25 protein-coding genes are annotated in these 23662 nt (G+C 68.0%); 16 read left to right on the forward strand and 9 right to left on the reverse strand.

What is annotated here, in order from left to right:
- Positions 1-74: 74 nt before the first annotated feature.
- The 7 genes from ABZ827_RS27715 (at position 75) to truB (ending at position 6007) form a co-directional block, all read left to right on the forward strand.
- Positions 75-365, forward strand: coding sequence for a DUF503 domain-containing protein (locus ABZ827_RS27715; protein ID WP_357242685.1), 291 nt, complete (start codon positions 75-77; stop codon positions 363-365).
- Between the two features lie 93 nt (positions 366-458).
- Positions 459-899: a 30S ribosome-binding factor RbfA gene (gene rbfA / locus ABZ827_RS27720; RefSeq protein WP_357242688.1), complete on the forward strand. Its 441-nt coding sequence runs from the start codon at positions 459-461 to the stop codon at positions 897-899.
- 11 nt (positions 900-910) lie between these two features.
- A complete protein-coding gene (locus tag ABZ827_RS27725; protein WP_357242690.1) occupies positions 911-1918 on the forward strand; it encodes a bifunctional oligoribonuclease/PAP phosphatase NrnA in 1008 nt (335 codons plus the stop codon).
- Positions 1919-2044: 126 nt separating this feature from the next.
- Positions 2045-3382 (forward strand): MATE family efflux transporter, encoded by a 1338-nt coding sequence (locus ABZ827_RS27730; protein ID WP_357242693.1) that lies wholly within the window; start codon positions 2045-2047, stop codon positions 3380-3382.
- Positions 3383-3443: 61 nt separating this feature from the next.
- Entirely contained in the window at positions 3444-4403 is a 960-nt protein-coding gene (locus ABZ827_RS27735) for a metallophosphoesterase (protein WP_357242696.1), read from the forward strand.
- Between the two features lie 36 nt (positions 4404-4439).
- On the forward strand, positions 4440-5108 hold the full coding sequence (gene npt, locus ABZ827_RS27740) for a 4'-phosphopantetheinyl transferase Npt (RefSeq protein WP_357242699.1): 669 nt from the start codon (positions 4440-4442) through the stop codon (positions 5106-5108).
- Positions 5108-6007 (forward strand): tRNA pseudouridine(55) synthase TruB, encoded by a 900-nt coding sequence (truB, locus tag ABZ827_RS27745; RefSeq protein ID WP_357242701.1) that lies wholly within the window; start codon positions 5108-5110, stop codon positions 6005-6007. Before npt ends, truB begins: the two co-directional genes overlap by 1 nt.
- Before the next feature lie 144 nt (positions 6008-6151).
- Here truB and ABZ827_RS27750 read toward each other — a convergent pair whose 3' ends face one another.
- The 3 genes from ABZ827_RS27750 to ABZ827_RS27760 are packed head-to-tail and all read right to left on the reverse strand — an operon-like array spanning position 6152 to position 8315.
- Positions 6152-6832 (reverse strand): GntR family transcriptional regulator, encoded by a 681-nt coding sequence (locus ABZ827_RS27750; protein WP_357242704.1) that lies wholly within the window; start codon positions 6830-6832, stop codon positions 6152-6154.
- On the reverse strand, positions 6819-7550 hold the full coding sequence (locus ABZ827_RS27755; RefSeq protein ID WP_357242707.1) for an aspartate/glutamate racemase family protein: 732 nt from the start codon (positions 7548-7550) through the stop codon (positions 6819-6821). The genes ABZ827_RS27750 and ABZ827_RS27755 overlap by 14 nt, the downstream gene beginning before the upstream one ends.
- A 45-nt stretch (positions 7551-7595) precedes the next feature.
- Positions 7596-8315 (reverse strand): Asp/Glu/hydantoin racemase, encoded by a 720-nt coding sequence (locus ABZ827_RS27760; RefSeq protein ID WP_357242762.1) that lies wholly within the window; start codon positions 8313-8315, stop codon positions 7596-7598.
- A gap of 107 nt (positions 8316-8422) precedes the next feature.
- Here ABZ827_RS27760 and ABZ827_RS27765 point away from each other — a divergent pair, with 107 nt between their 5' ends.
- Both ABZ827_RS27765 and ABZ827_RS27770 read left to right on the forward strand, forming a co-directional pair.
- On the forward strand, positions 8423-9388 hold the full coding sequence (locus ABZ827_RS27765) for a D-2-hydroxyacid dehydrogenase (RefSeq protein ID WP_357242709.1): 966 nt from the start codon (positions 8423-8425) through the stop codon (positions 9386-9388).
- 13 nt (positions 9389-9401) lie between these two features.
- A complete protein-coding gene (locus ABZ827_RS27770) occupies positions 9402-10805 on the forward strand; it encodes an amidase (RefSeq protein ID WP_357242712.1) in 1404 nt (467 codons plus the stop codon).
- A gap of 24 nt (positions 10806-10829) precedes the next feature.
- Here ABZ827_RS27770 and ABZ827_RS27775 read toward each other — a convergent pair whose 3' ends face one another.
- The 4 genes from ABZ827_RS27775 to ABZ827_RS27790 form a co-directional block, all read right to left on the reverse strand.
- On the reverse strand, positions 10830-11477 hold the full coding sequence (locus ABZ827_RS27775) for a LysE family translocator (RefSeq protein WP_357242715.1): 648 nt from the start codon (positions 11475-11477) through the stop codon (positions 10830-10832).
- 189 nt (positions 11478-11666) lie between these two features.
- Positions 11667-12161 (reverse strand): DUF3830 family protein, encoded by a 495-nt coding sequence (locus ABZ827_RS27780; protein WP_357242718.1) that lies wholly within the window; start codon positions 12159-12161, stop codon positions 11667-11669.
- A gap of 84 nt (positions 12162-12245) precedes the next feature.
- The gene (locus tag ABZ827_RS27785; RefSeq protein ID WP_357242721.1) at positions 12246-13493 is read right to left on the reverse strand and encodes an aminotransferase class III-fold pyridoxal phosphate-dependent enzyme; all 1248 of its coding nucleotides are present in this window, start codon (positions 13491-13493) and stop codon (positions 12246-12248) included.
- A 166-nt stretch (positions 13494-13659) separates the two neighbouring features.
- Positions 13660-14403 (reverse strand): metal-dependent transcriptional regulator, encoded by a 744-nt coding sequence (locus tag ABZ827_RS27790; RefSeq protein WP_357242724.1) that lies wholly within the window; start codon positions 14401-14403, stop codon positions 13660-13662.
- Positions 14404-14594: 191 nt separating this feature from the next.
- Here ABZ827_RS27790 and ABZ827_RS27795 point away from each other — a divergent pair, with 191 nt between their 5' ends.
- The 5 genes from ABZ827_RS27795 to ABZ827_RS27815 all read left to right on the forward strand — a co-directional run bounded on the left by ABZ827_RS27795 (position 14595) and on the right by ABZ827_RS27815 (position 20117).
- Positions 14595-15560, forward strand: coding sequence for a bifunctional riboflavin kinase/FAD synthetase (locus ABZ827_RS27795; RefSeq protein ID WP_357242727.1), 966 nt, complete (start codon positions 14595-14597; stop codon positions 15558-15560).
- 191 nt (positions 15561-15751) lie between these two features.
- A complete protein-coding gene (rpsO, locus tag ABZ827_RS27800) occupies positions 15752-16021 on the forward strand; it encodes a 30S ribosomal protein S15 (RefSeq protein WP_058854000.1) in 270 nt (89 codons plus the stop codon).
- A gap of 201 nt (positions 16022-16222) precedes the next feature.
- On the forward strand, positions 16223-16357 hold the full coding sequence (locus ABZ827_RS27805) for a hypothetical protein (RefSeq protein WP_357242731.1): 135 nt from the start codon (positions 16223-16225) through the stop codon (positions 16355-16357).
- Between the two features lie 63 nt (positions 16358-16420).
- Positions 16421-18730, forward strand: a complete 2310-nt coding sequence (locus ABZ827_RS27810; protein WP_357242734.1) for a polyribonucleotide nucleotidyltransferase — start codon at positions 16421-16423, stop codon at positions 18728-18730.
- 10 nt (positions 18731-18740) lie between these two features.
- Positions 18741-20117: a pitrilysin family protein gene (locus ABZ827_RS27815; RefSeq protein WP_357242737.1), complete on the forward strand. Its 1377-nt coding sequence runs from the start codon at positions 18741-18743 to the stop codon at positions 20115-20117.
- A gap of 72 nt (positions 20118-20189) precedes the next feature.
- On the opposite strand, the gene ABZ827_RS27820 is transcribed toward ABZ827_RS27815, so the two are convergent.
- The gene (locus tag ABZ827_RS27820) at positions 20190-20510 is read right to left on the reverse strand and encodes a helix-turn-helix transcriptional regulator (RefSeq protein WP_357242739.1); all 321 of its coding nucleotides are present in this window, start codon (positions 20508-20510) and stop codon (positions 20190-20192) included.
- 90 nt (positions 20511-20600) lie between these two features.
- On the opposite strand from ABZ827_RS27820, the gene ABZ827_RS27825 reads away from it, so the two are divergent.
- Positions 20601-21812 (forward strand): MFS transporter, encoded by a 1212-nt coding sequence (locus ABZ827_RS27825; RefSeq protein WP_357242742.1) that lies wholly within the window; start codon positions 20601-20603, stop codon positions 21810-21812.
- 36 nt (positions 21813-21848) lie between these two features.
- Here ABZ827_RS27825 and ABZ827_RS27830 read toward each other — a convergent pair whose 3' ends face one another.
- Positions 21849-22244: a VOC family protein gene (locus tag ABZ827_RS27830; RefSeq protein WP_357242745.1), complete on the reverse strand. Its 396-nt coding sequence runs from the start codon at positions 22242-22244 to the stop codon at positions 21849-21851.
- A 136-nt stretch (positions 22245-22380) separates the two neighbouring features.
- Between ABZ827_RS27830 and ABZ827_RS27835 the strand changes: the two genes are divergently transcribed.
- Positions 22381-23481: an alcohol dehydrogenase catalytic domain-containing protein gene (locus ABZ827_RS27835; protein WP_357242748.1), complete on the forward strand. Its 1101-nt coding sequence runs from the start codon at positions 22381-22383 to the stop codon at positions 23479-23481.
- The last annotated feature ends 181 nt before the right edge of the window (positions 23482-23662 follow it).

Consider the following 23662-nt stretch of genomic DNA (forward strand, 5'->3'; position numbering starts at 1 on the left):
GGCACGACAGACCCGGGGCTCGCCGCTCGCCGGCGGGGCCCGGGGTCGCGTCGGCGCCATAACTGGGAGGTTGCGTGTACCTGGGTGCACTCGAGTTCGACATCCTGCTGGGTGATGTGCACTCTCTGAAAGAGAAGCGTTCGGTGATCCGGCCGGTACTGGCCGAACTCCAGCGTTTCGGGGTGAGTACCGCCGAGGCCGGGGAACACGACCGCTACCGGCGCACTCTGCTCGGGGTCGCGATGGTGTCGGCCGGAATGGACCACCTCACGACGGTGCTCGATCGATGCGAGCGTCACGTCGCGGCCCGTCCGGAGTTAGAGTTGCTGGCAGTACGCCGCCGTGTCTTCGGACCAGAGGACTGACCGGCCGCGCATGTGATATCAGCGGTGGCCTCGAGCGCGCGGCGTCGTCCGCGCGGACCGTCCCACCGTCGCTGAACAGGGAAAGGAGCGGCCATGGTGGATCAAGCCAGGGCACGCCGGCTCGCCAAACGGATCTCCGCGATCGTGGCCACCGCGATCGAATACGAGATCAAGGACCCGCGGCTGGGTTTCGTCACCGTGACCGATGCGAAGGTCACCGGTGACTTACGTGAGGCGACCGTCTACTACACGGTCATGGGTGAAACCGTCGAGGCCGAACCCGATTACGCCGCCGCGGCCGCCGGGCTGGAAAAAGCCAAGGGTGTGCTTCGGTCGAAGGTGGGCGCCGGGACCGGGGTGAAGTTCACGCCGACACTGTCCTTCGTGCTCGATACCGTCCCCGACGCCGCCCGCCAGATGGAGGATCTGCTGGCCCGGGCCCGGGCAGCCGACGATGCCGTCGCCCGGGTGGCGGCGGACGCCACCCCCGCGGGTGAGCCGGACCCGTATAAAACACCCCGCGACGACGACTGAGCCGCGGCCGAATGACCACAACCGGTACCGCGGTGGATTACTCCGCGACCGTTCGAGCCCTGGACGCCGCGCGCTCGGTGACCATCCTCTGCCATATCCAGCCGGATGCCGACACCCTCGGTAGCGGGCTGGCGCTGGCCCAGGTTCTGGACCGGCGTGGTGTTCCGGTGCGGGTCTCGTTCGCCGAACCCGCCGAACTGTCGACGGGTCTGCGTACTCTGCCCGGATCGCGGTTCCTGGTCCCGCCGGCGGAGGTACCCACCGCGGTTGATGTGCTGGTCACGGTGGACTGCGGAAGTGCGGGCCGGCTGGGTCTGCTGGCCGACCGGCTGGCGGGCGCGACGACCACGGTGGTGATCGACCATCATCGGTCCAACACCCGGTTCGGATCGATCAACCTGATCGATCCGGACGCGGTATCCACCGCCAGTGTGCTCACCGCGCTGCTGGACAGCTGGGGGGAGCCGATCGATGCCGAGATCGCGCACTGCCTGTTCGCCGGACTGGCCACCGACAGCGGATCGTTCCGCTGGGTGACCCCCGGCACGCACGCGCTGGCCGAACGTTTGCTGGCTACCGGGATCGACGGTGGCGCCATCACCCGCACGCTGATGGACACCCACCCTTTCGCCTGGTTGCGGATGCTCTCGACAGTGCTCGCCTCGGCTCGGCTGGAGCCCGCGGCGCACGGCGGCACCGGTCTGGTTGCCGCGTTCGTCCTGGCCACCGATCTGGCCGGGGTGCGTCAGGAGGAGGCCGAAAGCGTCGTCGATATCGTGCGGGCCACGGCGGAGGCCGGTATCGCGGCGGTGTTCAAGGAAGCGCGGCCGATGGACGCGCGGCGGCGCTGGACCGTATCGCTGCGATCGAAGGACAGTGGCCCAGGCACCGACGACGGCGCCGATGTCGCGGCCGTCGCCACCGGGCTCGGGGGCGGTGGACATCGCTACGCGGCCGGGTACACGACCTACGGTGATCCCGAGGAGATCCTCGCTCAGTTGCGCACGGCACTGGGCTGAACATGTCGGACGGTTCCGCTACCGTGCCTCGGGGTTGCCCGCGTGACAATCATGCCGCGGTCGGCCGGGCCCGCCGGATCCCGGTGCGGTGAACGAGTGCGGACGGGGAGTGGTATGCAAGCGGAGGTGACCGCATCGCCGGCCGAGGTGGTGACGGCCGGCCCCCGGCGGATCCTGGGTTTGGCCCTGCCGACCCTGGGCGTGCTGGTAGCCGAACCGATCTACCTGCTGTTCGACCTCGCGGTGGTGGGCCGGCTCGGTGCACTGGCCCTGGCCGGCCTGGCGGTGGGTGGTCTGATCCTCGCGCAGGTCAGTTCCCAGCTGACCTTCCTGGCCTACGGCACCACCGCGCGCTCGGCCCGGCGGCACGGTGCGGGAGACGAAGCGGGCGCGGTTGAAGAGGGCGTCCAAGCGAGTTGGCTGGCCGGCGGTATCGGTCTGCTGATCCTGGTCGTGGTGCAGATCGCGGCGGTGCCGATAGCCGGTGCCATCGCCGGTGACGCCGAAATCGCGGGCGAGGCGCTGGCGTGGCTGCGGATCGCGGTGTTCGGGGTGCCGCTGATCCTGTTGTCCATGGCCGGGAACGGCTGGATGCGCGGTGTCCAGCAGACCCGGCGGCCGCTCACCTATGTGGTGACCGGATTGGCTCTGTCGGCGGTCCTGTGCCCGCTACTGGTGCACGGTATGGCTGGGCTGCCGCGGCTGGGCCTGCCCGGGTCGGCGGTGGCGAATGTGCTCGGACAGCTGGTGACCGCGGGCCTTTTCCTGGGCGCCCTCGCCGGTGCCCGGGTACCGCTCGGGCCGCGCCCATCGGTGATGAAGGCACAGTTGGTGCTCGGTCGTGACCTGATCGCGCGCAGTCTGGCCTTCCAGGCGTGCTTCGTCTCGGCCGCCGCGGTCGCGTCCCGGTTCGGAGCGCCCTCGGTGGCGGCCCATCAGCTGGTGCTGCAGTTGTGGAACTTCCTCGCGCTCACCCTCGACTCGCTGGCGATCGCGGCCCAGACATTGGTCGGCTCGGCGCTGGGCGCGCGCAATGCCGCGGGTGCGCGGTCGGTGGCCCGCCGCGTCACCGCGTGGTCGACAGTGTTCGCCGTGGGGTTGGCCGCGGTATTCGCGGCGGCCGCCGCGGTGCTTCCGCCGCTGTTCACGTCCGATACGGCGGTCCTGGAGCGGACTGGCGTGGTGTGGTGGTTCTTCGTGGCGATGATCCCGGTGGCCGGTGTGGTGTTCGCGCTGGACGGCGTTCTGCTGGGTGCCGGTGATGCCGCCTATCTGCGCACCACCACGTTGGGCGCGGCACTGTTCGGTTTTCTGCCCGCGATCTGGCTGTCGCTGGTCTTCGACTGGGGGATCGGCGGAATCTGGTGCGGTCTGATCGCGTTCATGCTGTTGCGGCTGGTGGCGGTGAGCGTCCGATGGCTGTCCGGCCGGTGGGTCCGGGTCGGGGCCGATATCCCGGCGTGACTCCGGCGCGGTAACCGGGACGTGTGCTCCGGGCGCTCGGCGATATGCGAAGGTAGGTGTGGTGATACCCAAGTTGATGGCAGTGAGCGATATCCATGTCGGTCACCAGGGCAACAAACCGGTCGTCGAGGAGATCCATCCCGATTCCCCGGAGGACTGGCTGATCGTCGCCGGCGATGTCGCCGAACGCAGCGACGATATCCGCTGGGCGCTGAAACTGCTGCGCGAGCGGTTCGCGAAAGTGATCTGGGTGCCCGGTAACCACGAACTGTGGACCACCGCCAAGGACCCGCTGCAGATGCACGGTGCCGCGCGCTACGACTACCTGGTGGCCATGTGCCGGGATCTGGATGTGCTCACCCCCGAGGATCCTTTCCCGGTGTGGACCGGTTCGGGCGCCGAGGCCTACGGCGGCGCGGTGACCGTCGCCCCGCTGTTCCTGCTGTACGACTACAGCTTTTTGCCCGCCGGTGCGCGCACCAAAGCCGAGGGGCTGGCCATCGCGCGGGAGCGCAATGTGGTGGCCACCGACGAATTCCTGCTCACCCCGGACCCGTATCTCACGCGTGACGCATGGTGCGAGGCGAGGTTGCGGACCACCCGCCGCAAACTCGACAACCTGCCCGCCGGGACACCGCTGGTCCTGATCAATCATTTCCCGCTGGTCCGCGAACCCACCGATATGCTCTGGTATCCAGAATTCGCCCTGTGGTGCGGTACCGAACACACCGCGGACTGGCATACCCGGTACAACGTGCTCTGCGCCGTCTACGGGCACCTGCATATTCCGCGCACCACCTACTACGACGGGGTCCGGTTCGAGGAGGTCTCGCTCGGTTATCCGAGGGAATGGCAGAAGCGCGGTAAACCCGACAAGCTGCTGCGTCAGATCCTGCCCGACCCGCAGTATCAGCCCGGCGACCTGAACGAATGGGGCGGCCATTTCCAGGTGACTCCGGAAATGGCAGCGGCGGCCGCCGAGATGCGGGCCAAGGCCGAGCGCCGCCGCGGGCTCGCCTGAGGCCGCGTCCCCGGGGACCCAGTAGGCTCACCGACGATGATCGAGACAATCCTGCCCGCCGATATCGCCTCCGCCGAGTTGCTCGACTATCCGGAGGACCTGAAAGCGCATCCCGCCGAGGAGCACCTGATCGCGAAATCGGTGGAGAAGCGGCGGCGCGATTTCATCGGTGCCCGGCACTGTGCCCGCCTGGCGCTGGCCCAGCTGGGGGAGCCGTCCGCCGCGATCGGCAAGGGCGAGCGCGGCGCGCCGATATGGCCGCGCGGCATCGTCGGAAGTCTCACCCACTGCGATGGTTTCCGCGGCGCGGCCCTGGCCCACAAAATGCGGTACCGGTCGATCGGGATCGACGCCGAACCACACGACACCCTGCCCGACGGGGTGCTGGACTCGGTGAGTCTGCCCGCGGAACGGGAGTGGTTACGGATCACCGATTCGCCGCTGCATCTGGACCGGCTGCTGTTCTGTGCGAAGGAGGCCACCTACAAGGCGTGGTTCCCGCTCACCACCCGTTGGCTGGGGTTCGAGGACGCGCATATCACCTTCACGGTCGAGGAGGCCGGCACGGACACGGGGGCGGGCACATTCCGGTCGGAACTGCTGGTTCCGGGGCAGACCGGTGACGGCGGCCTGCCACTGACCTCGTTCGACGGCCGCTGGATGATCACCGATGGATTCATCCTGACCGCGATCGCGCACAGCTGATGGCCGATATCCTGGGCGGTCTGCTGATCGTCGACAAACCCGGCGGCCCGACCAGCCACGATATCGTGGCCCGGACGCGGAAGCTGCTGCACACGAAGAAGGTCGGGCATGCCGGCACGCTCGACCCGATGGCCACCGGCGTCCTGGTGCTGGGTGTGGAACGCGCCACCAAACTGCTCGGGTTGCTCACCCTCACCACCAAGGCCTATACCGCGACGATCCGGCTGGGCCGGGCCACGACCACCGACGATGCCGAGGGCGAAATCCTCAGCACCGCTCCGGCCGGGCAGGTCACCGACGCCGAGATCGCCCGGGTGATCGATACGCTGACCGGCGAGATCGAACAGGTGCCCGCGACAGTGAGCGCCATCAAAGTCGACGGCGAACGGGCCTATGCCCGGCACCGCGCCGGCGAAGCCGTGCAGCTCGCCGCCCGCCCGGTGACCGTCTCCCGCTTCGAAGTTCTGGCTCGCCGCGACCTCCCGGAGCAGGATGTGGTCGATCTGGACGTGGTCGTCGAATGCTCGTCGGGAACCTATATCCGTGCGCTGGCCCGCGATCTGGGCGCCGTACTCGGCGTGGGTGGCCATCTGACCGCGCTGCGCCGCACCCGAGTCGGGCCGTTCACCCTGGAGCACGCCCGCACGCTCGAACAGCTCGCCGAGGATCCGGTGCCGAGCCTCGATATCGACGCGGCGGTGCGTATCTCGTTCCCGCATCGTGCGATCGACGCCGCAGAGGTCGAAAAGCTGCGGGACGGTCGATGGCTGGATCCGGTGGGATCCGCCGGCGTCTATGCCGCCCTCGCCGAGGACGGGCGGGCGATAGCGCTACTGGAGGAGAAAGGGCGGCGGGCGTCGCCTGTGTTCGTGGTGCGGCCCCGCGGTTTGATCGACTGAGCCTCGTGCCCACTGTGCGCCTGTTCGGCCCAGCGGAAGCGCGCACGGAGGCCATCGGGTGGTCGTGCGAGATCCCGCCGGGCAAGACACCGCCGCGCTGGTCGAACCGGTTGCTTCGGACAGGGCCGGGCGCGTCGTGCCGGCTCAGCCCGGGAGCGGTTCTTCCGCGTACTGATCGCGCAGACGCTGGACCGCATCATCCATATGATCGCGCAGCAGGCCGTAGGCCCGGTCGGGCGCGGCCGCGCCGATAGCCTCGCGTAGCGCCACATGTTCCTGGGCCTGTACCCGCAGGTCGGGGTAGGTGGTCTGTAATTTGCCCAGGCACATGCGGGTTTCGATCAGCAGCGTCCGGGCCGCGCGCATCAGCCGTGGACTACCGGCCGCCGCCACCAGCGCCTCGTGGAACTGCTGGTCGGCGTCGGATACGCCGGTGGCGTCTCCGGCGGCGGCCCGTTCGAGCATCGCGGTGACGCTCGGCGCCAGCGCTTCGTACGCGATATCCCGGCGGCCGTCGAGAACCAGGGCCAGGGCGCCGCCCTCGAGGGCGGTGCGCGACCGGTAGATATCGACGACATCGGCGAGGGTGAGCTCGATGACGAAGATGCCGCGGTTGCGGATACTGTGCAGCAGCCCTTCCGACACCAGCCGCTGCATGGCCTCCCGGACCGGGCCGCGGGAGACCCCGAACTGAGCGGCGAGATCCGCCTCGCCCAGCTGCTCGCCCGGTTCCAGCCCACCGTGCACGATCGCCGCCCGGAGTCCGTCGGCGATCATTTCGGCGGTGGAGCGCTGATTGACGGGTTCGAAATCAACCACCGACATATGCGGGCCTTTCCGCGAACAACGCACCGAGTGACGGTGAGGTTCGGACCGCGCCGGCGAGCCGCAGTCCTTCCCAGATGGTGACCTGGTTGGCGGTGAGCACGGGTTTGCCCAGTGCGGCCTCCAACCGCGGCAGCACCTCGAGGGTGCGCATGGCGGTATCGGGGATGAGCAGCGCGTCCGCCCCGGAATGGTCGTTGGCCGAGGCCAGCGCCAGCACCTGCTCGGCGTCGAGGGTGCCGACCTCGGCCGCGGTTTCGATATCCGCGCTGGCGAACGCGACCACGGTGATACCGGCATCGGCCAGGAAATCGGCGAACAGCCGTGCCACGTCCTCGGGGTAGCTCGCCGCGACCGCCACCCGCCGCACGCCCAGTGCCCGCGCGGCTGCCACGAACGCGAAACTGGTGCTGGAGGCCGGTACTCCCGCCGCCTCGGCCAATCCGCGGACCTGCTCGCGTGCCCCGTCCGGACCGTAGACGAAGCTGCCGGATGTACATGCCCATACGACGGCGTCGGGCCGGTGCGCGGCGAGTTGTTCGGCGCCGTGGCGGAGTTTGTCCGGGCTGCCGAGATCCAGCAGTTCGGGGACAGCGTGCAGATCGGTGCCGTAGATATGGGCCACCGGCAGCCGGGCGTCCAGCAGGGCCTCCGCCCGCGGGTAATCGTCCTCGGCGGCGTGGTCGGGGTAGATGAATCCGATGGTCGGTACCGGCATGGGCTCTCCGTTTCCGGGCTGAGTTCTGTACGGGGACATCATTTTTCAGAAGACCTCCAGAAGCCAGCGGCCGGGACCCATCATGGGCAGTTTCATACGCCCGAGGCAGGCCCACATGGTGAGCTGGTTGGCGGTCAGAATCGGTTTGCCCAGCATCTTTTCCAGCGGTTCGATGATGTCGTAGGTGGGCAGGTTGGTACAGCTGACGAAGATCGCCTCGGCGTCGGGGGAGTCGGCTCCCAGGACGAGTTCGGCGATGGTGCGGTAGTTGACCTTCCAGATCCCGCCGCCGAGACCCAGATGCTCGGACCGGACCACGGTGCAGCCCGCTTCGTCCAGGAAATCGCGCAATTTGCCGGTGAGCAGCTCATCGTAGGGAGTCATCACGGAGATGCGCTCGATGTTCAGATGCCGGACGGCCTCGAGCAGAGCGCCGGAGGTGGTGACCGCGTTGGCGGCGCCGGCCCGGCAGATGGTGTCGCACAGGGATCGTTCGTACTCGATGCCTTTGATGAAACTGCCGGAATTGCACAGGTACGCGACGACCTCGGGTTCCACGTGCAGGACATTGCGGGTCGCCGCGGTGAGGTGGACGGCGTCGGAGACCAGCTCGGCCATGGCCAGTGAGACCGGCACCGGTTCGTAGGGGGTGCGCGCCAGGTGCAGACTCACCTCGAGTGGCACCCAGCGCCAGAGCTCGCGCTCCAGAGCCAGGTCGAACGGTGCGATGACACCGATGCCCCGTTGGGCTACCGGACCCTCCATATCGGGAAAATCGAACTCCACCGTGGCCCCTCTCGCGCTCAGCCGGGAAGACCTCCGAGAACGATCGGATTGTTGACAATCATACGATGTGATCATACTGTGTCAATATGAAATCGGGCCCTATTGTCACCGTGCTGCACAGTGGCCAGCTGCCCGATCCGGCGCTCATGTCGCCGGTCAGTGCGCGGGCGACGGTGCGGTATACGGATTCCGCCGGTCTGGCGGCCGCGCTCCCGGGCACGGATGTGCTGTTCGTCTACGATTTTCAGTCCGATGCCGTCCCCGGCGCCTGGCACGCGGCGGACGTCCTGCGCTGGGTGCATATCGGCGCCACCGGCGTGGATTCGGTGATGTTCCCCGAACTGCGAGCCAGCGATGTGGTGCTCACCAACACCCGCGGTGTCTTCGATACCGCCATCGCGGAATACGTCCTCGGTCAGATCCTCGATTTCGCCAAGGATTTCACCGGCTCCACGCGGCTGCAACAGCAGCGGATCTGGCGGCATCGCGAATCCGAGCGGATCGCCGGTTCTACCGCGCTCGTCGTCGGCACCGGATCGATCGGCCGCGCCGTCGCCGGCCTGCTGCGCGCCGTGGGCATGGAGGTGCGGGCGATCGGTCGTCGCGCCAGCAGCGGCGACCCCGATTTCGGCACCGTCGCCACCGATCTGCACGGCGAACTCCCCGGCGCGGACTACGTGGTGGCGATCGCCCCGCTCACCGACCGGACCCGGCATATGTTCGACGCCAGGGCATTCGCGGCGATGAAGCCGCACGCCCGGTTCGTCAATGTCGGCCGCGGCGAACTCGTGGTCACCGACGACCTCGTCACCGCGCTGGAGTCGGGATCGATCGCGGGCGCCGCGCTCGACGTCGTGGATCCGGAACCGCTACCGCCCGGGCATCCGCTGTGGCAGCTGCCGAATGCTCACATCACACCGCACAATTCGGGTGACTTCGCCGGCTGGCGGGCAGATATCGTCACCACATTCACAACCAATTTCGACCACTGGCTGGCCGGTCGGCCGCTGGACAACGTCGTCGACAAGACGCTGGGGTATGTGCCCCGCTGAAGGAGGGCCGCAGATGAACCAGCCAGAGACCCCGCAGACCACCGACCCGGCAGCGATGACCGCCGTCGAGCTCGTCTCCGCCTATGCCGCCGGGACGCTGTCCCCGGTCGAGGCGACCGAGGCGGTGCTCGAGGCCATCACCGCGCGTGACGGCGACGTCAACGCCTACTGCCTGGTGGACCCCGACCGGGCGCTGGTGCAGGCGAAGGACTCCGAGGCGCGCTGGCAGTCGGGCCATGTCCGCGGCCTGCTCGACGGTGTGCCCATCTCGATCAAGGACATATTCCTCACCGAGGACTGGCCCACCCGGCGCGGTTCGCTCAGCGTCGACCCGGACGGACCCTGGCCGGTGGACAGCCCCGTCGCCGCCCGGGTCCGGGAGGACGGGATGGTGATGGTCGGGAAGACCACCACGCCCGAAATCGCCTGGAAGGCGGTCACCGACAGCCCGCTCACCGGTATCACGCGCAATCCGGTCGACCCCACGCGAACGGCCGGTGGCTCCTCCGGCGGCAGCGCGGCGGCGGTGGCGGCGGGAATGGGCCCGGTTTCGGTCGGTACCGACGGCGGCGGCAGCATCCGGATTCCCGCGTCCTTCTGCGGCATCGTGGGATTCAAGCCCACGCACGGCCGGATTCCGCTGTATCCCGCCAGTCCGTTCGGGCCGCTGGCGCATGCCGGGCCGATGACGCGGACCGTCGAGGACGCGGCGCTGCTGATGGATATCCTCTCCCTGCCCGATCCCCGCGACCCCACCTCGCTCGCACCCACTCCGACCACCTTCCGGGGTGAGATGCAGCGCGAGGTCCGTGGCATCACCGCGGCCTATTCGCCGACTCTCGGATTCGTACAGCCCGATCCCGAGGTCGAAGCGCTGGTAGCCGCGGCGGTGGAAGCCCTGGACGCCGCGGGTCTGCGGATCTCCGCCGCCGATCCGGGATTCACCGACCCGCGCGAGGCGTTCGACGTCCTGTGGGCGGCCGGTGCGGCCGCCATGCTCGCGGCGTTCCCGTCCGGATCCCGGGAGAAGGCCGATCCGGGCCTGCGCCGGGTCTGGGAGTACGGCGAAACGGTGAGTGCGACCGAATACCTCGACGCCCGTGCCGTCGCCGCCCAGGTCGGTATCACCATGGGCACCTTCCACACCGCGTACGACCTGCTCATCACTCCGACGGTCCCGATTCCGGCCTTCGCGGCCGGATACGACGTCCCGCCCGGTAGCGGGATGAGCGGCTGGCCGGAGTGGACGCCCTATACCTACCCGTTCAACCTCACCCAGCAGCCGGCGTTGAGCATTCCGGCCGGATACACCAGCGAGGGTTTGCCGGTGGGTCTGCAGATCATCGGTCCGCGTCATTCCGACGATCTCGTGCTGGCGGTGGGCCGCTTCGCGGAGGCGGTACTGGCCGCCCGCTGATCTCGCCCAGCGGCCGGTGGCCGGTCAGGCGGTGGCCGCTTCGGGTGGGTCGCCGAACAGGACGCCGATCCCGACCGCGATCAGGGCCGCCCCCACTGCGGCGTCGATCCGCCGCCATAGGCGGGAATCGGCGAACTTCCGGTGCAGGGCGGCGACTGTGGTGGTGAGCGTCAGGTACCAGGCCGCGACGACGACGGCGGCAATAAGCGGGTACGCGATCGCGTCGGTGACGGCGACACTTTCGTGCGGAAGGAACTGGGGGATCAGCGCGACGAACAGCACAGCCGCCTTGGCGTTCAGGATGTTCGACAGGAAACCGCGCATCGCATCGTCGAACGGGGTACCCGGGCGTGCCTGAGTATCGGCGCCGGGTGCGCCACCGGGCCTCCGCGCGGCACGGAGTGCACCGATCCCGAGATAGATCAGATACAGCGCGCCCGCGATCTTCACCACAATGAAGGCCTGCGCGGAGGCGGCCAGCAGTGCGGCGATCCCGGTCACCGAGGCCAGTACCCAGACGGATACGCCGATCGCCACACCCAGCGTGGCCGCCGCCCCGGCCGCCCAGCCGGTCAGTGCGCGGTTGACGATCACGGCCATATCCGGCCCCGGGGAGACGGCGAGGAACAGCATCACCGCCGCGAACGCGGCGTATTGCCCCAGGGCGGACATCAGCGACCTCTCACCGGACGACGAACCACACGGGCGAGTCTCGCCACCGTCCGGCGGCGGGTACCAACCGGGAACCAGTGTGACCGACAGCGTCGCGGAAGGTAGAGGTGCCCGGTACAGCCCGGAGAAGCCTCGGCCCCCGTCCGGGGACAGTCGATTCTCGACGTGGCCCCGGCTCGCGTCGGGAGGTCAGGCCCGGGCGAAGGCGAGGGTTTCGCCGGCGACTCCGTTCAGCCACAGGCTGTTGCAGGCGGCAGCCAGCTCGTCGAGATCGCCCTCGATGGTGGCGAAGACGTTGCCGGGGACCCAGCCGAGATCGCCGTTTATGAGCAGATTGTTGCGGCCGTAGAACAACGCGAGATCGGTGGCGCCCTGGTCGTGGTGCGCGGCCGAACCCGGTTCGTAGCCGTAGGCGGGATTGCCGATCTCCCAGGGCTCGAAATCGAACAGGCAGACATCCCCGGGAATCGGTGTGACGGTGGGATTCTCGCGATGCGGTGCCCCGCTGATCCGGGGTACCAGCGTATAGAGCTCGTTGCGGGCGTATTTGGCGTGGAACGCGTCGCCCTCCTGGGGGAGGGCATCCCATACCGCGGCGCAGGTACGCGGGGCCTGGTCGTCGAGCAGGCGGGCCCGGCAGGTGATCCCTGCTTTGGTGAGGGTGATCGTCATATAGCGCGCCATATATCCGTCCTGATGGTGGTGCGGGGAAACCGGCCGCGGCGCCGGTGTCTGTGGTGCCGCGGGCCGGTCTGTCCGGGGAGTGGGTCAGCGGCCCAGTTCGGCGAGTACCTCGGACCAGATGTCGAGGGCGTCGGTGATCTGGCTTTCGGAGACGATGAGCGGCGGGATCATCCGCACCACGTTCATATGCGCACCGCAGGTCAGCAACAGCAGGCCCTTGGCCGCCGCGAGCTGCTGGGCGGCGGTGGCGGTTTCGCGATCGGGTTCCCCGTCGGCGGTGGTGAATTCGGAGCCGACGAGCAGACCCAGGCCCCGGGTATCGCCGACGGCCTTGGATTCGGCCGACCGCACCCCGGCCAGGAGCTGTTCCCCGCGGATCCGCGCGTTCTCGACCAGATTCTCCGATTCGATCACGTCGATCGTGGCCAGCGCGGCGGCGCAGGCCACGGCGTTGCCGCCGTAGGTGCCGCCCTGCGATCCGGGCCAGGCCGCGCTCATGAGTTTCGCGGAGGCGGCGATTCCGGAGATCGGGAACCCGCTGGCCAGGCCCTTCGCCATGGTGATCACATCCGGCTGGACCCCGAAGTGCTGGTGTCCGAAGAATTTTCCGGTCCGGCCGAAACCGGTCTGGATCTCGTCGAAGATCAGCAGGATGCCGTGCCGGTCGGCGCGTTCGCGCAGGCCTTCGAAAAATGCCCGGTTACCGGGGACGTACCCGCCCTCGCCGAGAACGGGTTCCACGATGAAGGCCGCGGTTTCGGCGGGGGAGGTGAGCGTCGCGAAAATGAAGTCGAGTTCGCGCAGTGCGAAGGCGGTGGCCTCGGCTTCGCTCCAGCCGTAGCGGTAGGCGGTGGGGAAGGGGGCGACATGGACGCCGGACATCAGCGGGCTGAACCCGGCGGAGAACCGGGTGCCGGAGGTGGTCATGCTCGCGGTGGCCACGGTGCGGCCGTGGAAGCCGCCGTGGAAGACGATCACATTCGGCCGCCCGGTGGCCTGGCGGGCCAGCCGCAGCGCCGCTTCGACCGCCTCACTGCCCGAGTTGGCGTAGAACACCGAATCGAGCCCTTCGGGCAGTACGGTGCCGAGACGTTCGGTCAGTTCCAGCATGGGCCGGTGCATCACCGTCGTGTACTGGCCGTGGATCAGCTTCCCCACCTGGGCCTGCGCCGCCGCCACCACCTTCGGATGGCAGTGGCCGGTGCTCGTGACCCCGATACCGGCGGTGAAATCGAGGTATCGGCGACCGTCGACGTCGTAGAGGTAGCAGCCGGCGCCGTGGTCCACGGTGACCGGGGTGGCCTGCTTCAGGATCGGGGACAGTTCGGCCATGGTGGCGCCTCCCGGGACGGTCGGTGCGGCAATGCGACCGACGAGTATGCGAGTTCGCGAGCGGGTATCCAGATTGTCGGATTGTCGACAATTATGGATAGCACGATGGGCCCGCACAAGCAATGCCCGGAATCGCGTACCCGGGCGTGTCGGGACCATCCGGCGATCAGAAGCGCAACCAGATCGCCTCCGCGGCGATACTGCCCAGATCCGTGAGACTTTCGTCGCGCCCGATCCGCACCGCGATGGTTCCGGCGAAATCCCGCCGCTCCACCACCACGATCAAGGTGTCCAAGGCGATCCCGACCGAATCGAAATACCGCAGCATCTCCGGGTCGGAATCGGAGATCCGGGCCACCCGGCCCGATTCGCCCGCTTCGAAATCGATCAGCCGGCGAGCGGGCGGTGTCGGCACCGCGCCGTCCACCGACGGAATCGGATCGCCGTGCGGATCCCGGTCCGGGAAACCGAGCTTGGCGTCGATCCGGGCCATCAGCAGATCCGATACTGCGTGCTCGAGGATCTCGGCCTCGTCGTGCACCTCGTCCCAGCCGTAACCGAGCTCGCTCACCAGGAAAGTCTCGATCAACCGGTGCCGGCGCACCATGGCGATCGCGGCGCGGCGGCCCTCCTCGGTCAGCGTGATCGAACCGTACCGGGCATGTTCGACCAGCCCTTGGTCCGACAGTTTCCGTACCGCCTCCGACACCGTCGACGCGGAGACCCCGATCCGCTCGGCGAGCAATTTCGTGCTCACCCTGTCCGGCGACCACTCTTGCGTCGTCCAGATGACTTTCAGATAGTCCTGGGCCACCGAGGACAGCCCCGGAGCGACCGATTCCCCGGCGTCGGCGAGTTCCCGTCGGGTGGCGATATCTCGTTTTCCGGTCACAACCACGAGCTTAAGCATTTCCGCGGCGATCCACATAAGAGGCGCTACCGGGCGCAGCCATCCGCGGCCCGCGCCCGGCCGGCGCGAAGGCGGCGGTACGCATACCCCGCCACCTCAGGGAAACCCTGTGTTCGCGCACCTGTAGCCGAGCCTGCGACCGGTCCCACCCGAATACGATCCGGCCGCCTGTTTGCGTAGGCTTGGCGTCTGTGCAGAGGTGGCGAAGTCTCGACGACGTACCCGCGGACTGGGGGCGGTGCGTTCTCACGATCGGCGTATTCGACGGTGTTCATCGCGGTCACGCGCAACTGATCAGCCGGGCGGTGAAGTCCGCTGCCGCGCGTGATGTCCCGGCCGTCCTGATGACCTTCGATCCGCATCCGATGGAGGTGATCCGGCCCGGTTCGCATCCCGCGCAACTCACGACGCTCACCCGGCGCGCCGAGCTCGCCGAGGAACTCGGCGTCGACGTCTTCTGCGTGATGCCGTTCACCCATGAATTCATGAAACTCACTCCCGGCGAATACGTGCACGATCTGCTCGTGGAGCGGCTGCATGTGACCGAGGTCGTGGTCGGCGACAATTTCACCTTCGGTAAGAAAGCCGCGGGCACGGTCGCCACGATGCGCGAGCTGGGTGACCGGTTCGGCTTCGCGGTCGACGGCGTCACCCTGCTGGGGGAACACGCCGTCACGTTCTCCTCCACCTATATCCGCGCGTGTGTGGACGCCGGTGATATGGCCGCCGCCGCCGATGCGCTGGGCCGGCCGCACCGGGTCGAAGGGGTGGTGGTGCGCGGTGACGGCCGCGGCCGCGAACTGGGCTTTCCCACCGCCAATGTCGCCCCGCCCATGCATGCCGCGATTCCGGCGGACGGGGTGTACGCGGGCTGGTTCACCGTGCTGGGCCCCGGGCCCACCATCGGCACGGTGACACCGGGTGAGCGCGCCATGGCGGCGATCTCGGTGGGCACCAACCCCACATTCTCCGGCCGGGCCCGCACCGTCGAGGCGTATGTCCTGGATAGCGAGGCCGATCTCTACGGTCAGCATGTGGCCGTAGATTTCGTGGACCATCTGCGCGGTATGCGGAAATTCGAATCGATCGACGAATTGGTCGGCGCGATGGGCCGTGATGTCGACGCCGCCCGCAAGATCCTCGGCGCCGCGAGCTAGCTCACCACCCGGCCGGCCCCCGGTGGTGACGGCTCCGGTAGGGTGACTCGTCGGGTCTGCTGCGGTCCGCGGCGGCGCCCACCCCGGGAAGCGACCTGCCGGAGAATCACCTGCCTGTGCATCGGCGGATTTCTCCGGCGACCGAACCGGGCACCATACGCGCGGAACTGAGAAACAGGAGTGGATGCCCCATGGCGTTGACCACCGAGCAGAAGAAGACCATTCTCGCGGAGTACGGTCTGCACGAAACCGATACCGGTTCTCCGGAGGCGCAGATCGCGCTGCTGACCAAGCGGATCTCCGATATCACCGAGCACCTCAAGGTGCACAAGCACGATCACCACACCCGGCACGGGCTGATGGCATTGATCGGCCGCCGCAAGCGGCTGTCGAAGTACCTCGCGAACAATGACATCAACCGCTACCGCAGCCTGATCGAACGCCTGGGCCTGCGGCGCTGACAGATCGTGAACACGCCCGGTTCCAAGAGCCGGGCGATACGTATGCCGACGGGACGCATACAATCGCCCCGTCGGCATTTTCGTGTACAGGGACCCCTGGACACGAGACGACAGAACCAGCCGTGCGCACCCGTGTTCGTGGCGTCGGTCTTCGGTAGTGGCTTTTCGGCCCGGACGAGATACGCCGGAGAGCTTCGATCGATGACCGCCTCCGCGTCGCCGTATCCAAGGGGATCCGGCCGGGTGTACGCGCCGCAGCTCGAGATACGGCGGCCGCTGACCTTCACGGTCACCGCGGTAACGCCGCCGCGCCGCGTCCAGACCTGGTACGGCTGACACAGCCGGATCGCGCCACACGGGCGCCGAGATCCGGCGAGACGAGAGGTTGAGAACAGAGATATGCCAGAAACCACCGAACGTACGAAGAGCTCGGCCATCGAGGTCGAACCGGGTGTGTTCGAATCGGTCGCGCTGATCGACAACGGCGCGCTCGGCACCCGCACCATTCGCTTCGAAACGGGCCGGCTCGCCAAACAGGCCGCCGGATCGGTCGTCGCCTACCTGGACGACGAGACCATGCTGCTGTCGGCGACCACCGCCGGTAAGCACCCCAAGGAACAGTTCGATTTCTTCCCGCTGACCGTCGATGTCGAAGAGCGGATGTACGCGGCGGGCCGGATTCCCGGTTCGTTCTTCCGGCGCGAGGGCCGCCCCTCCACCGACGCGATCCTCACCTGCCGCCTGATCGACCGGCCGCTGCGCCCCTCCTTCGTGGACGGGCTGCGCAACGAGATCCAGGTCGTGGTGACGGTCATGAGCCTCGATCCGAAGGATCTCTACGATGTGGTCGCGATCAACGCGGCCTCGGCTTCCACCCAGTTCGCGGGCCTGCCGTTCTCCGGCCCGGTCGGCGGTGTGCGGGTCGCACTGATCGACGACTCCGCGGCCGGAACCGCCGAGGGTGGCCAGTGGGTCGCCTTCCCGACCAACGAACAGCTGGAAAAGGCCGTGTTCGATATGGTCGTGGCCGGCCGGGTCACCGATACCGGTGATGTCGCGATCATGATGGTCGAGGCCGAAGCCACCGAGAACGTGATCGAACTGATCGACGGCGGGGCGCAGGCGCCGACCGAGGCGATCGTCGCCGAAGGGCTCGAGGCCGCCAAACCGTTCATCGCCCGCCTCTGCCGGGCCCAGCAGGACCTGGCCGAGCTCGCGGCCAAGCCCACCGAGGATTTCCCCCTCTTCCCGCCGTACGCCGACGACGCGTACGCCGCGGTCGAAGCAGCCGCCAAGGCACCCCTGTCCGAGGCGCTGAGCATCGCCGGTAAGCAGGAGCGCGACGAGAAGACCGACGAGGTCAAGCTGGACGTGCTGTCCCGGCTCGGCGAATCGTTCGAGGGCCGCGAGAAGGAACTCGGTGCCGCTTTCCGTGCGGTCACCAAGAAACTGGTCCGGCAGCGCATCCTCACCGACGGTTTCCGTATCGACGGCCGCGGGCTGGCCGATATCCGGGCGCTGTCCGCCGAGGTCGCCGTGGTGCCGCGGGCGCACGGTTCGGCGCTGTTCGAGCGGGGCGAAACCCAGATCATGGGCGTCACCACCCTCGATATGGTCAAAATGGCGCAGCAGGTCGATTCGCTCGGCCCGGAAACCTCCAAGCGCTATATGCACCACTACAACTTCCCGCCGTACTCCACCGGTGAGACCGGTCGGGTCGGATCGCCGAAGCGGCGCGAGATCGGGCACGGTGCGCTGGCCGAGCGTGCGCTGATGCCGGTACTGCCGAGCCAGGACGAGTTCCCCTACGCCATCCGGCAGGTTTCGGAGGCCCTGGGCTCCAACGGGTCCACCTCGATGGGTTCGGTCTGCGCGTCGACCCTGTCGCTGCTCAACGCCGGTGTTCCGCTGAAGGCGCCGGTCGCGGGTATCGCGATGGGTCTGGTATCGGACACCGTCACCAACGACGCCGGTGCCGCCGAGGTCCGCTATGTGGCGCTGACCGATATCCTCGGCGCCGAGGACGCGTTCGGTGATATGGACTTCAAGGTCGCCGGAACCCGGGATTTCGTCACCGCCCTGCAGCTGGACACCAAACTCGACGGGATTCCGTCGCAGGTCCTCGCCGGTGCGCTGGGGCAGGCCCACGATGCTCGCACCACGATCCTGGATGTGATGGCCGAGGCCATCGCCACCCCGGACGAGATGAGCCCGTACGCGCCGCGGGTCACCGCGATCAAGATCCCGGTCGACAAGATCGGCGAGGTGATCGGGCCCAAGGGCAAGATGATCAACCAGATCACCGACGATACGGGCGCCAATATCTCCATCGAGGACGACGGCACCGTGTTCGTCGGCGCCACCGACGGTCCCTCGGCGCAGGCCGCGATCGACGCCATCAACGCCATCGCGAACCCGCAGCTGCCCAAGGTCGGCGAGCGGTTCCTCGGCACCGTGGTCAAGACCACCGCGTTCGGCGCGTTCGTTTCGCTGCTGCCCGGCCGCGACGGCCTGGTGCATATCTCCAAACTCGGCAACGGCAAGCGCGTCGCCAAGGTGGAGGACGTGGTGAACGTCGGCGACAAGCTGCGCGTGGAGATCGCCGATATCGACAATCGCGGCAAGATCTCGCTGGTCCCCGTCGACGAGAATGCCGACGAGGCGCCCGCGGAGGCGCCCGCCGATGCGGATACCGCGGCGACCGAGTAGTACTGGTCGTGTGACGGAGCAGAAGACAGCGGCCCCCCTGCGCCCGAGTGGGCAGGGGGGTTCGTCATCGACGTGGCGGATCGGCGAAACCGTCGATATCGACAACGGAGTACGGCGTACCGTCCTGCCGGGTGGCCTGCGGGTGGTGACCGAACAGGTACCCGGCGTGCGTTCGGCTTCCGTAGGGGTCTGGGTGGGGGTCGGCTCCCGCGACGAGGGCCCGACCGTCGCCGGCGCGGCGCATTTCCTGGAGCATCTGCTCTTCAAGGCCACCCCGACCCGCTCGGCCCTCGATATCGCCGAAGCCATGGACGCGGTGGGCGGCGAACTCAACGCGTTCACCGCCAAGGAGCAGACCTGCTACTACGCCCATGTGGTGGACGAGGATCTGCCCCTGGCGGTGGATCTGGTCACCGATGTGGTGCTCAACGGGCTGTGCCGGGCCGTGGACGTGGATGTGGAACGGCAGGTGGTCCTGGAAGAGATCGCCATGCGCGACGACGACCCGGAGGATCTGGTCGGCGACGCCTTTCTCACCGCGCTGTTCGGTGATCACCCGATCGGGCGGCCGATCATCGGGTCGATCGAATCCATCGAGGGTATGCGGGCGAGTCAGCTGCGGTCCTTCCACCAGCGCCGGTACACACCGGACCGGATGGTGGTCGCGGTGGCCGGCAATATCGATCACGAGCACACCGTGGAGTTGGTGCACCGGGCGGTCGCCGGCCGGCTCGATCCGTCGTCCGGTCCGGCTCCGCGCCGCGAGGGGCGTTTCCGGACTCGTTCGGAGCCCGGGCTGACCTGGAGCCATCGCGATAGTGAACAGGCACATCTGGTTTTCGGTGTCCGTGCCTACGGCCGGCACGAGGGGCCGCGGCGGTGGCCGCTGTCGGTACTGAACACGGTGATCGGCGGCGGTCTGAGTTCCCGGCTGTTCCAGCGGATCCGGGAGGAACGGGGCCTGGCGTACTCGGTGTATTCCAGCGTGGACACCTTCGCCGACACCGGAGCGTTCTCGGTGTACCTCGGATGCCAGCCCGAGAACCTGAACGAGGTGACGGCGCTGGCCCGCGGGGTACTCGAGGAGGTCGCGGCCGACGGCATCACCGATGCCGAATGTGCCCGCGCGAAGGGCTCGTTGCGTGGCGGGCTGGTGCTCGGGCTGGAGGATTCGGCGTCGCGGATGAACCGGATCGGCCGGAGCGAACTCAGCTACGGCAATCACCGCAGCGTCTCCGAAACCCTGGCCCGCATCGATGCGGTCACCACCGACGAGGTCGGTGAGATCGCCCGCGCGCTGCTCGCGCGCCCGTTCGCGGCCGCGGTCGCCGGTCCGTACCGGCGCAAGCGGGATCTGCCCGCGGCGGTCACCCGGCTCGTCGGCTGAGGCCGGACAGGTCATCGGCGTCGGCTCGTATCCGTTCGAGCTCGTCGCCGTGACCGCGCCCGGGTGGTCCGCCTATACCTGCCGGGCGTGATTGGCCGCGTCGACTATCGAACCCAGGAGCCCGGGTAATGCCGCGTCGACGGCCTCGGCGCGCAGTCGCTGGCAGGTGTGACCGTCGATGATCAGCCGTTCGGTGACACCGGCTTCGCGCAAGATCTTGAAATGATGCGTCGCGGTCGATTTGTTGATGGCCTCGTAGAGGGTCGCGCAGCGCATCGCGGTGCCCGCATTGCTTAGCCTGCGCACCATTTCCAGGCGGACCGGGTCCTGGAGTGCGCCGAGTACGGCGGAGAGCGAGGCCACGGGGTGTGCCTCGGTAGTGGTATCCGTCATGGTCTGCCTCGGTGGGGTTTGATGATCGTCGTACCGTACGTTACTGTCGATCAAGTTCGATAATCTTCAAACTTACCTGATGGGGTCTCGATGGCAGCGATAACGGTAGCCACTGCGCCGGATCGAGTAACGCAAACCTGGGCATACACGCTGGTGCTGGCCGCTACCGGTGTCGCACTCGGAGTATCGGGTGTACCCGCCCCGCTGTACGGCCTGTACGAGCAGGAATGGCATCTATCGCCACTGACCACCACGATCGTGTTCGCGGTCTACGCGATCGCCGCGCTGGCCGCCGTGCTGGTATCCGGCCGCATCTCCGATGTAGTCGGGCGTAAACCGGTGCTGCTGGGTGCCTTCGCGACCATGATCGCGGGACTGGTGGTTTTCGTCCTCGCCGATACCGTGGCCATGCTGGTACTGGCGCGGGCACTGCACGGACTGGCGGTCGGGGCGACTGTTGTGGCAGGAGCTGCCGCCCTGCTGGATCTGCGGCCGCACCACGGTGCCCGGTCCGGCCAACTCACCGGCGTCGCCTTCAACGCAGGTATGGCGGTGGCGATCATGGGTTCGGCGTTGCTCGCGCAGTACGCCCCCAATCCGTTGCGCACCCCGTACGTTGTCATCAGTGTGATCTGCCTGGTCGTGGCCGCCGGCGTCCTCGCCCTGCGCGAACCACACGCCGCCCGGGTAGCCGGCCGGATCCGGATCGCGCGCCCGGCCGTACCGAACGAGATCCGCGGTGATTTCTGGTTCTCCGCGCTCGGAGTGATGGCGGCCTGGTCGGTCCTCGGAGTCCTGCTGTCGCTGTACCCGTCGCTGGCCGCGGAACGGACCGGTATCCACAACCTGGTCTTCGGTGGCGTGGTCGTCGCCTCGACGGCGTCGGCGGCGGCACTGGTGCAACTGTTCGCGACCCGGATACCCGCTCGGCGGGCAGCGGTTATCGGCGATATCGGCATGGCGATCACCCTGCTGCTGACCATCCCTGTCCTGAACACACACCAGTGGGTTGCCGTGGTCGGTATCGGACTGGTTCTCGGTGCCACCTTCGGACTCGGGTTCGGCGGATCGCTGCGCCACCTCTCCAATGTGGTTCCGGAGCGCAAGCGCGGCGAGACCATGTCCGCCTACTACCTGCTGGCCTACACATCCATGGCGTTGCCCACGGTGCTCGCCGGCTGGGCCGCGACCGTCTGGGGCCTGAACACGGTGTTTCCGTGGTTCATCGGCGCGGTGGCCCTCGCCTGCCTCGTCGCGGCGGGTCTCGGGATGCGGCGCGGCCGCAGTGCGGTAGCGGTGTGAGCGGGTCCGGGTGGGGGGCACCCGGACCCGGACGCTTCACTCCGGCCAACCGCCGTACGGCACCGTGATCAACTCCAGGTAGTGACCGCTGGGATCCTGGAAGTACACCCCGCGGCCGCCGTCGTTGTGGTTGATCTCGCCCGGGGCGTTCTGATGCGGATCTGCCCAATGCTCGAGGCCGTAACGCCGGATCTTGGCGTACGCGGCGTCGAATTCCGGCTCCGAGACCAGGAAGGCGTAATGCTGGGCCTGGATCTCGGTGATATGGCCGGGGACGTTCGCGAAATCGAACGTCACCCCGTTGGCAGTGGGCAGCGCGATGAACGGTCCCCACTCGCGGCCCGGTTCCAGGCCCAGGATATCGGCCCAGAACTCGGCCGACACCCGATTGTCACGACAGCCGACAATGGTGTGGTTGAACTGAATGGACAAAGGAAAATCTCCTCGGATCGTGATGATCCCGACCCCGGGCTCGGTACAAGGCGGCCAACGGGAGCACCATCACGGCAATTCAGGATAGTCCGATCCGGATCATGAGCAAGATTCCGCCGCGGCCTACCGTGGTGCCATGAGAATTCGTGGGGCAGTCCTGGAACGTATCGGCGCGGCGCAACCGTACGCCGATTCCGCGCCGATAACCGTCAGCGAACTCGACCTCGCCGATCCCGGCCCCGGCGAGATACTGGTGCGAATCGAAGCCGCCGGAATCTGTCACTCCGACCTCTCGGTGGTCGACGGCAACCGGGTCCGTCCGGTACCCATGCTGCTCGGCCACGAAGCCGCGGGAAAGGTCGTGGCGGCCGGCCCGGACGCCGGCCTGTCCATCGGACAGCGAGTGGTGATGACCTTCCTGCCCCGCTGCGGCGAATGCGCCGGCTGTGCCTCCGACGGACGGACACCGTGCATCCCGGGCAGCGCCGCGAACAACGCCGGCGAACTGCTGGCCGGCGGGCGGCGGCTGCACCGTGACGGCACCGAGGTGCAGCACCATCTCGGCGTCTCGGGATTCGCCACGTACGCGGTCGTGGACCGCCGGTCGGTGGTACCGGTCGACGACGATGTGCCGCCGGATATCGCGGCGGTCCTGGGCTGTGCGGTGCTCACCGGCGGTGGAGCGTTGCTGAACTCGGCGAAACCGGCCGCCACGGACCGGGTGATGGTGGTCGGACTCGGCGGGGTCGGGATGGCGGCGGTGCTGGTGGCGGTATCCCTCGGGGTACGCGAGGTGATCGCGGTCGATACGGTGCCGGAAAAACTCGACCTGGCCCGCGACCTCGGTGCGACCGGCGCGTACACGCCTGCCGACCTTGCCGAGCAGGAGATCCGGGCCGAAGTGGTCGTCGAAGCGGCGGGGTCGGCGCGGGCCTTCGAAAGCGCGGTGGCGGCGACGGCGCCGGGCGGGACCACTGTGACGGTGGGCCTGCCGTCGCCGGACGCTCGCGCCAGTATCTCCCCGCTGGGCCTGGTGGCTCAGGGGCGGTCGATCGTCGGCAGCTACCTGGGATCGGCGGTTCCGTCGCGCGATATCCCGGAATATGTCCGGATGTGGCGGGAGGGGCGGTTGCCGGTGGAGAAACTGATCTCGGCGCGGATCGGGCTGGACGAGATCAACCGGGCGATGGATGAGCTGGCGGCGGGGCATGCGTTACGGCAGGTGATCGTCTTCTGAGTGGTTGATCGCTCGAGGGTGCGGGTGGGTGGACTTGCGGAGATTGTGAGTTGGGCCGGAACGTGGAGGTGGGAAGCTGATCAGTTGGTGAAGGTTCTGTGTTTTTTGGCGCCGCCTGCGGCGTCGCGGGTTCGGGGCCCCCTTGGTCTCGTTCTTCACTCCCGGCGCTCAGTCGCTGCGC

The organism is Nocardia sp. NPDC019395, assembly GCF_040632335.1.
Lineage (GTDB): Bacteria > Actinomycetota > Actinomycetes > Mycobacteriales > Mycobacteriaceae > Nocardia.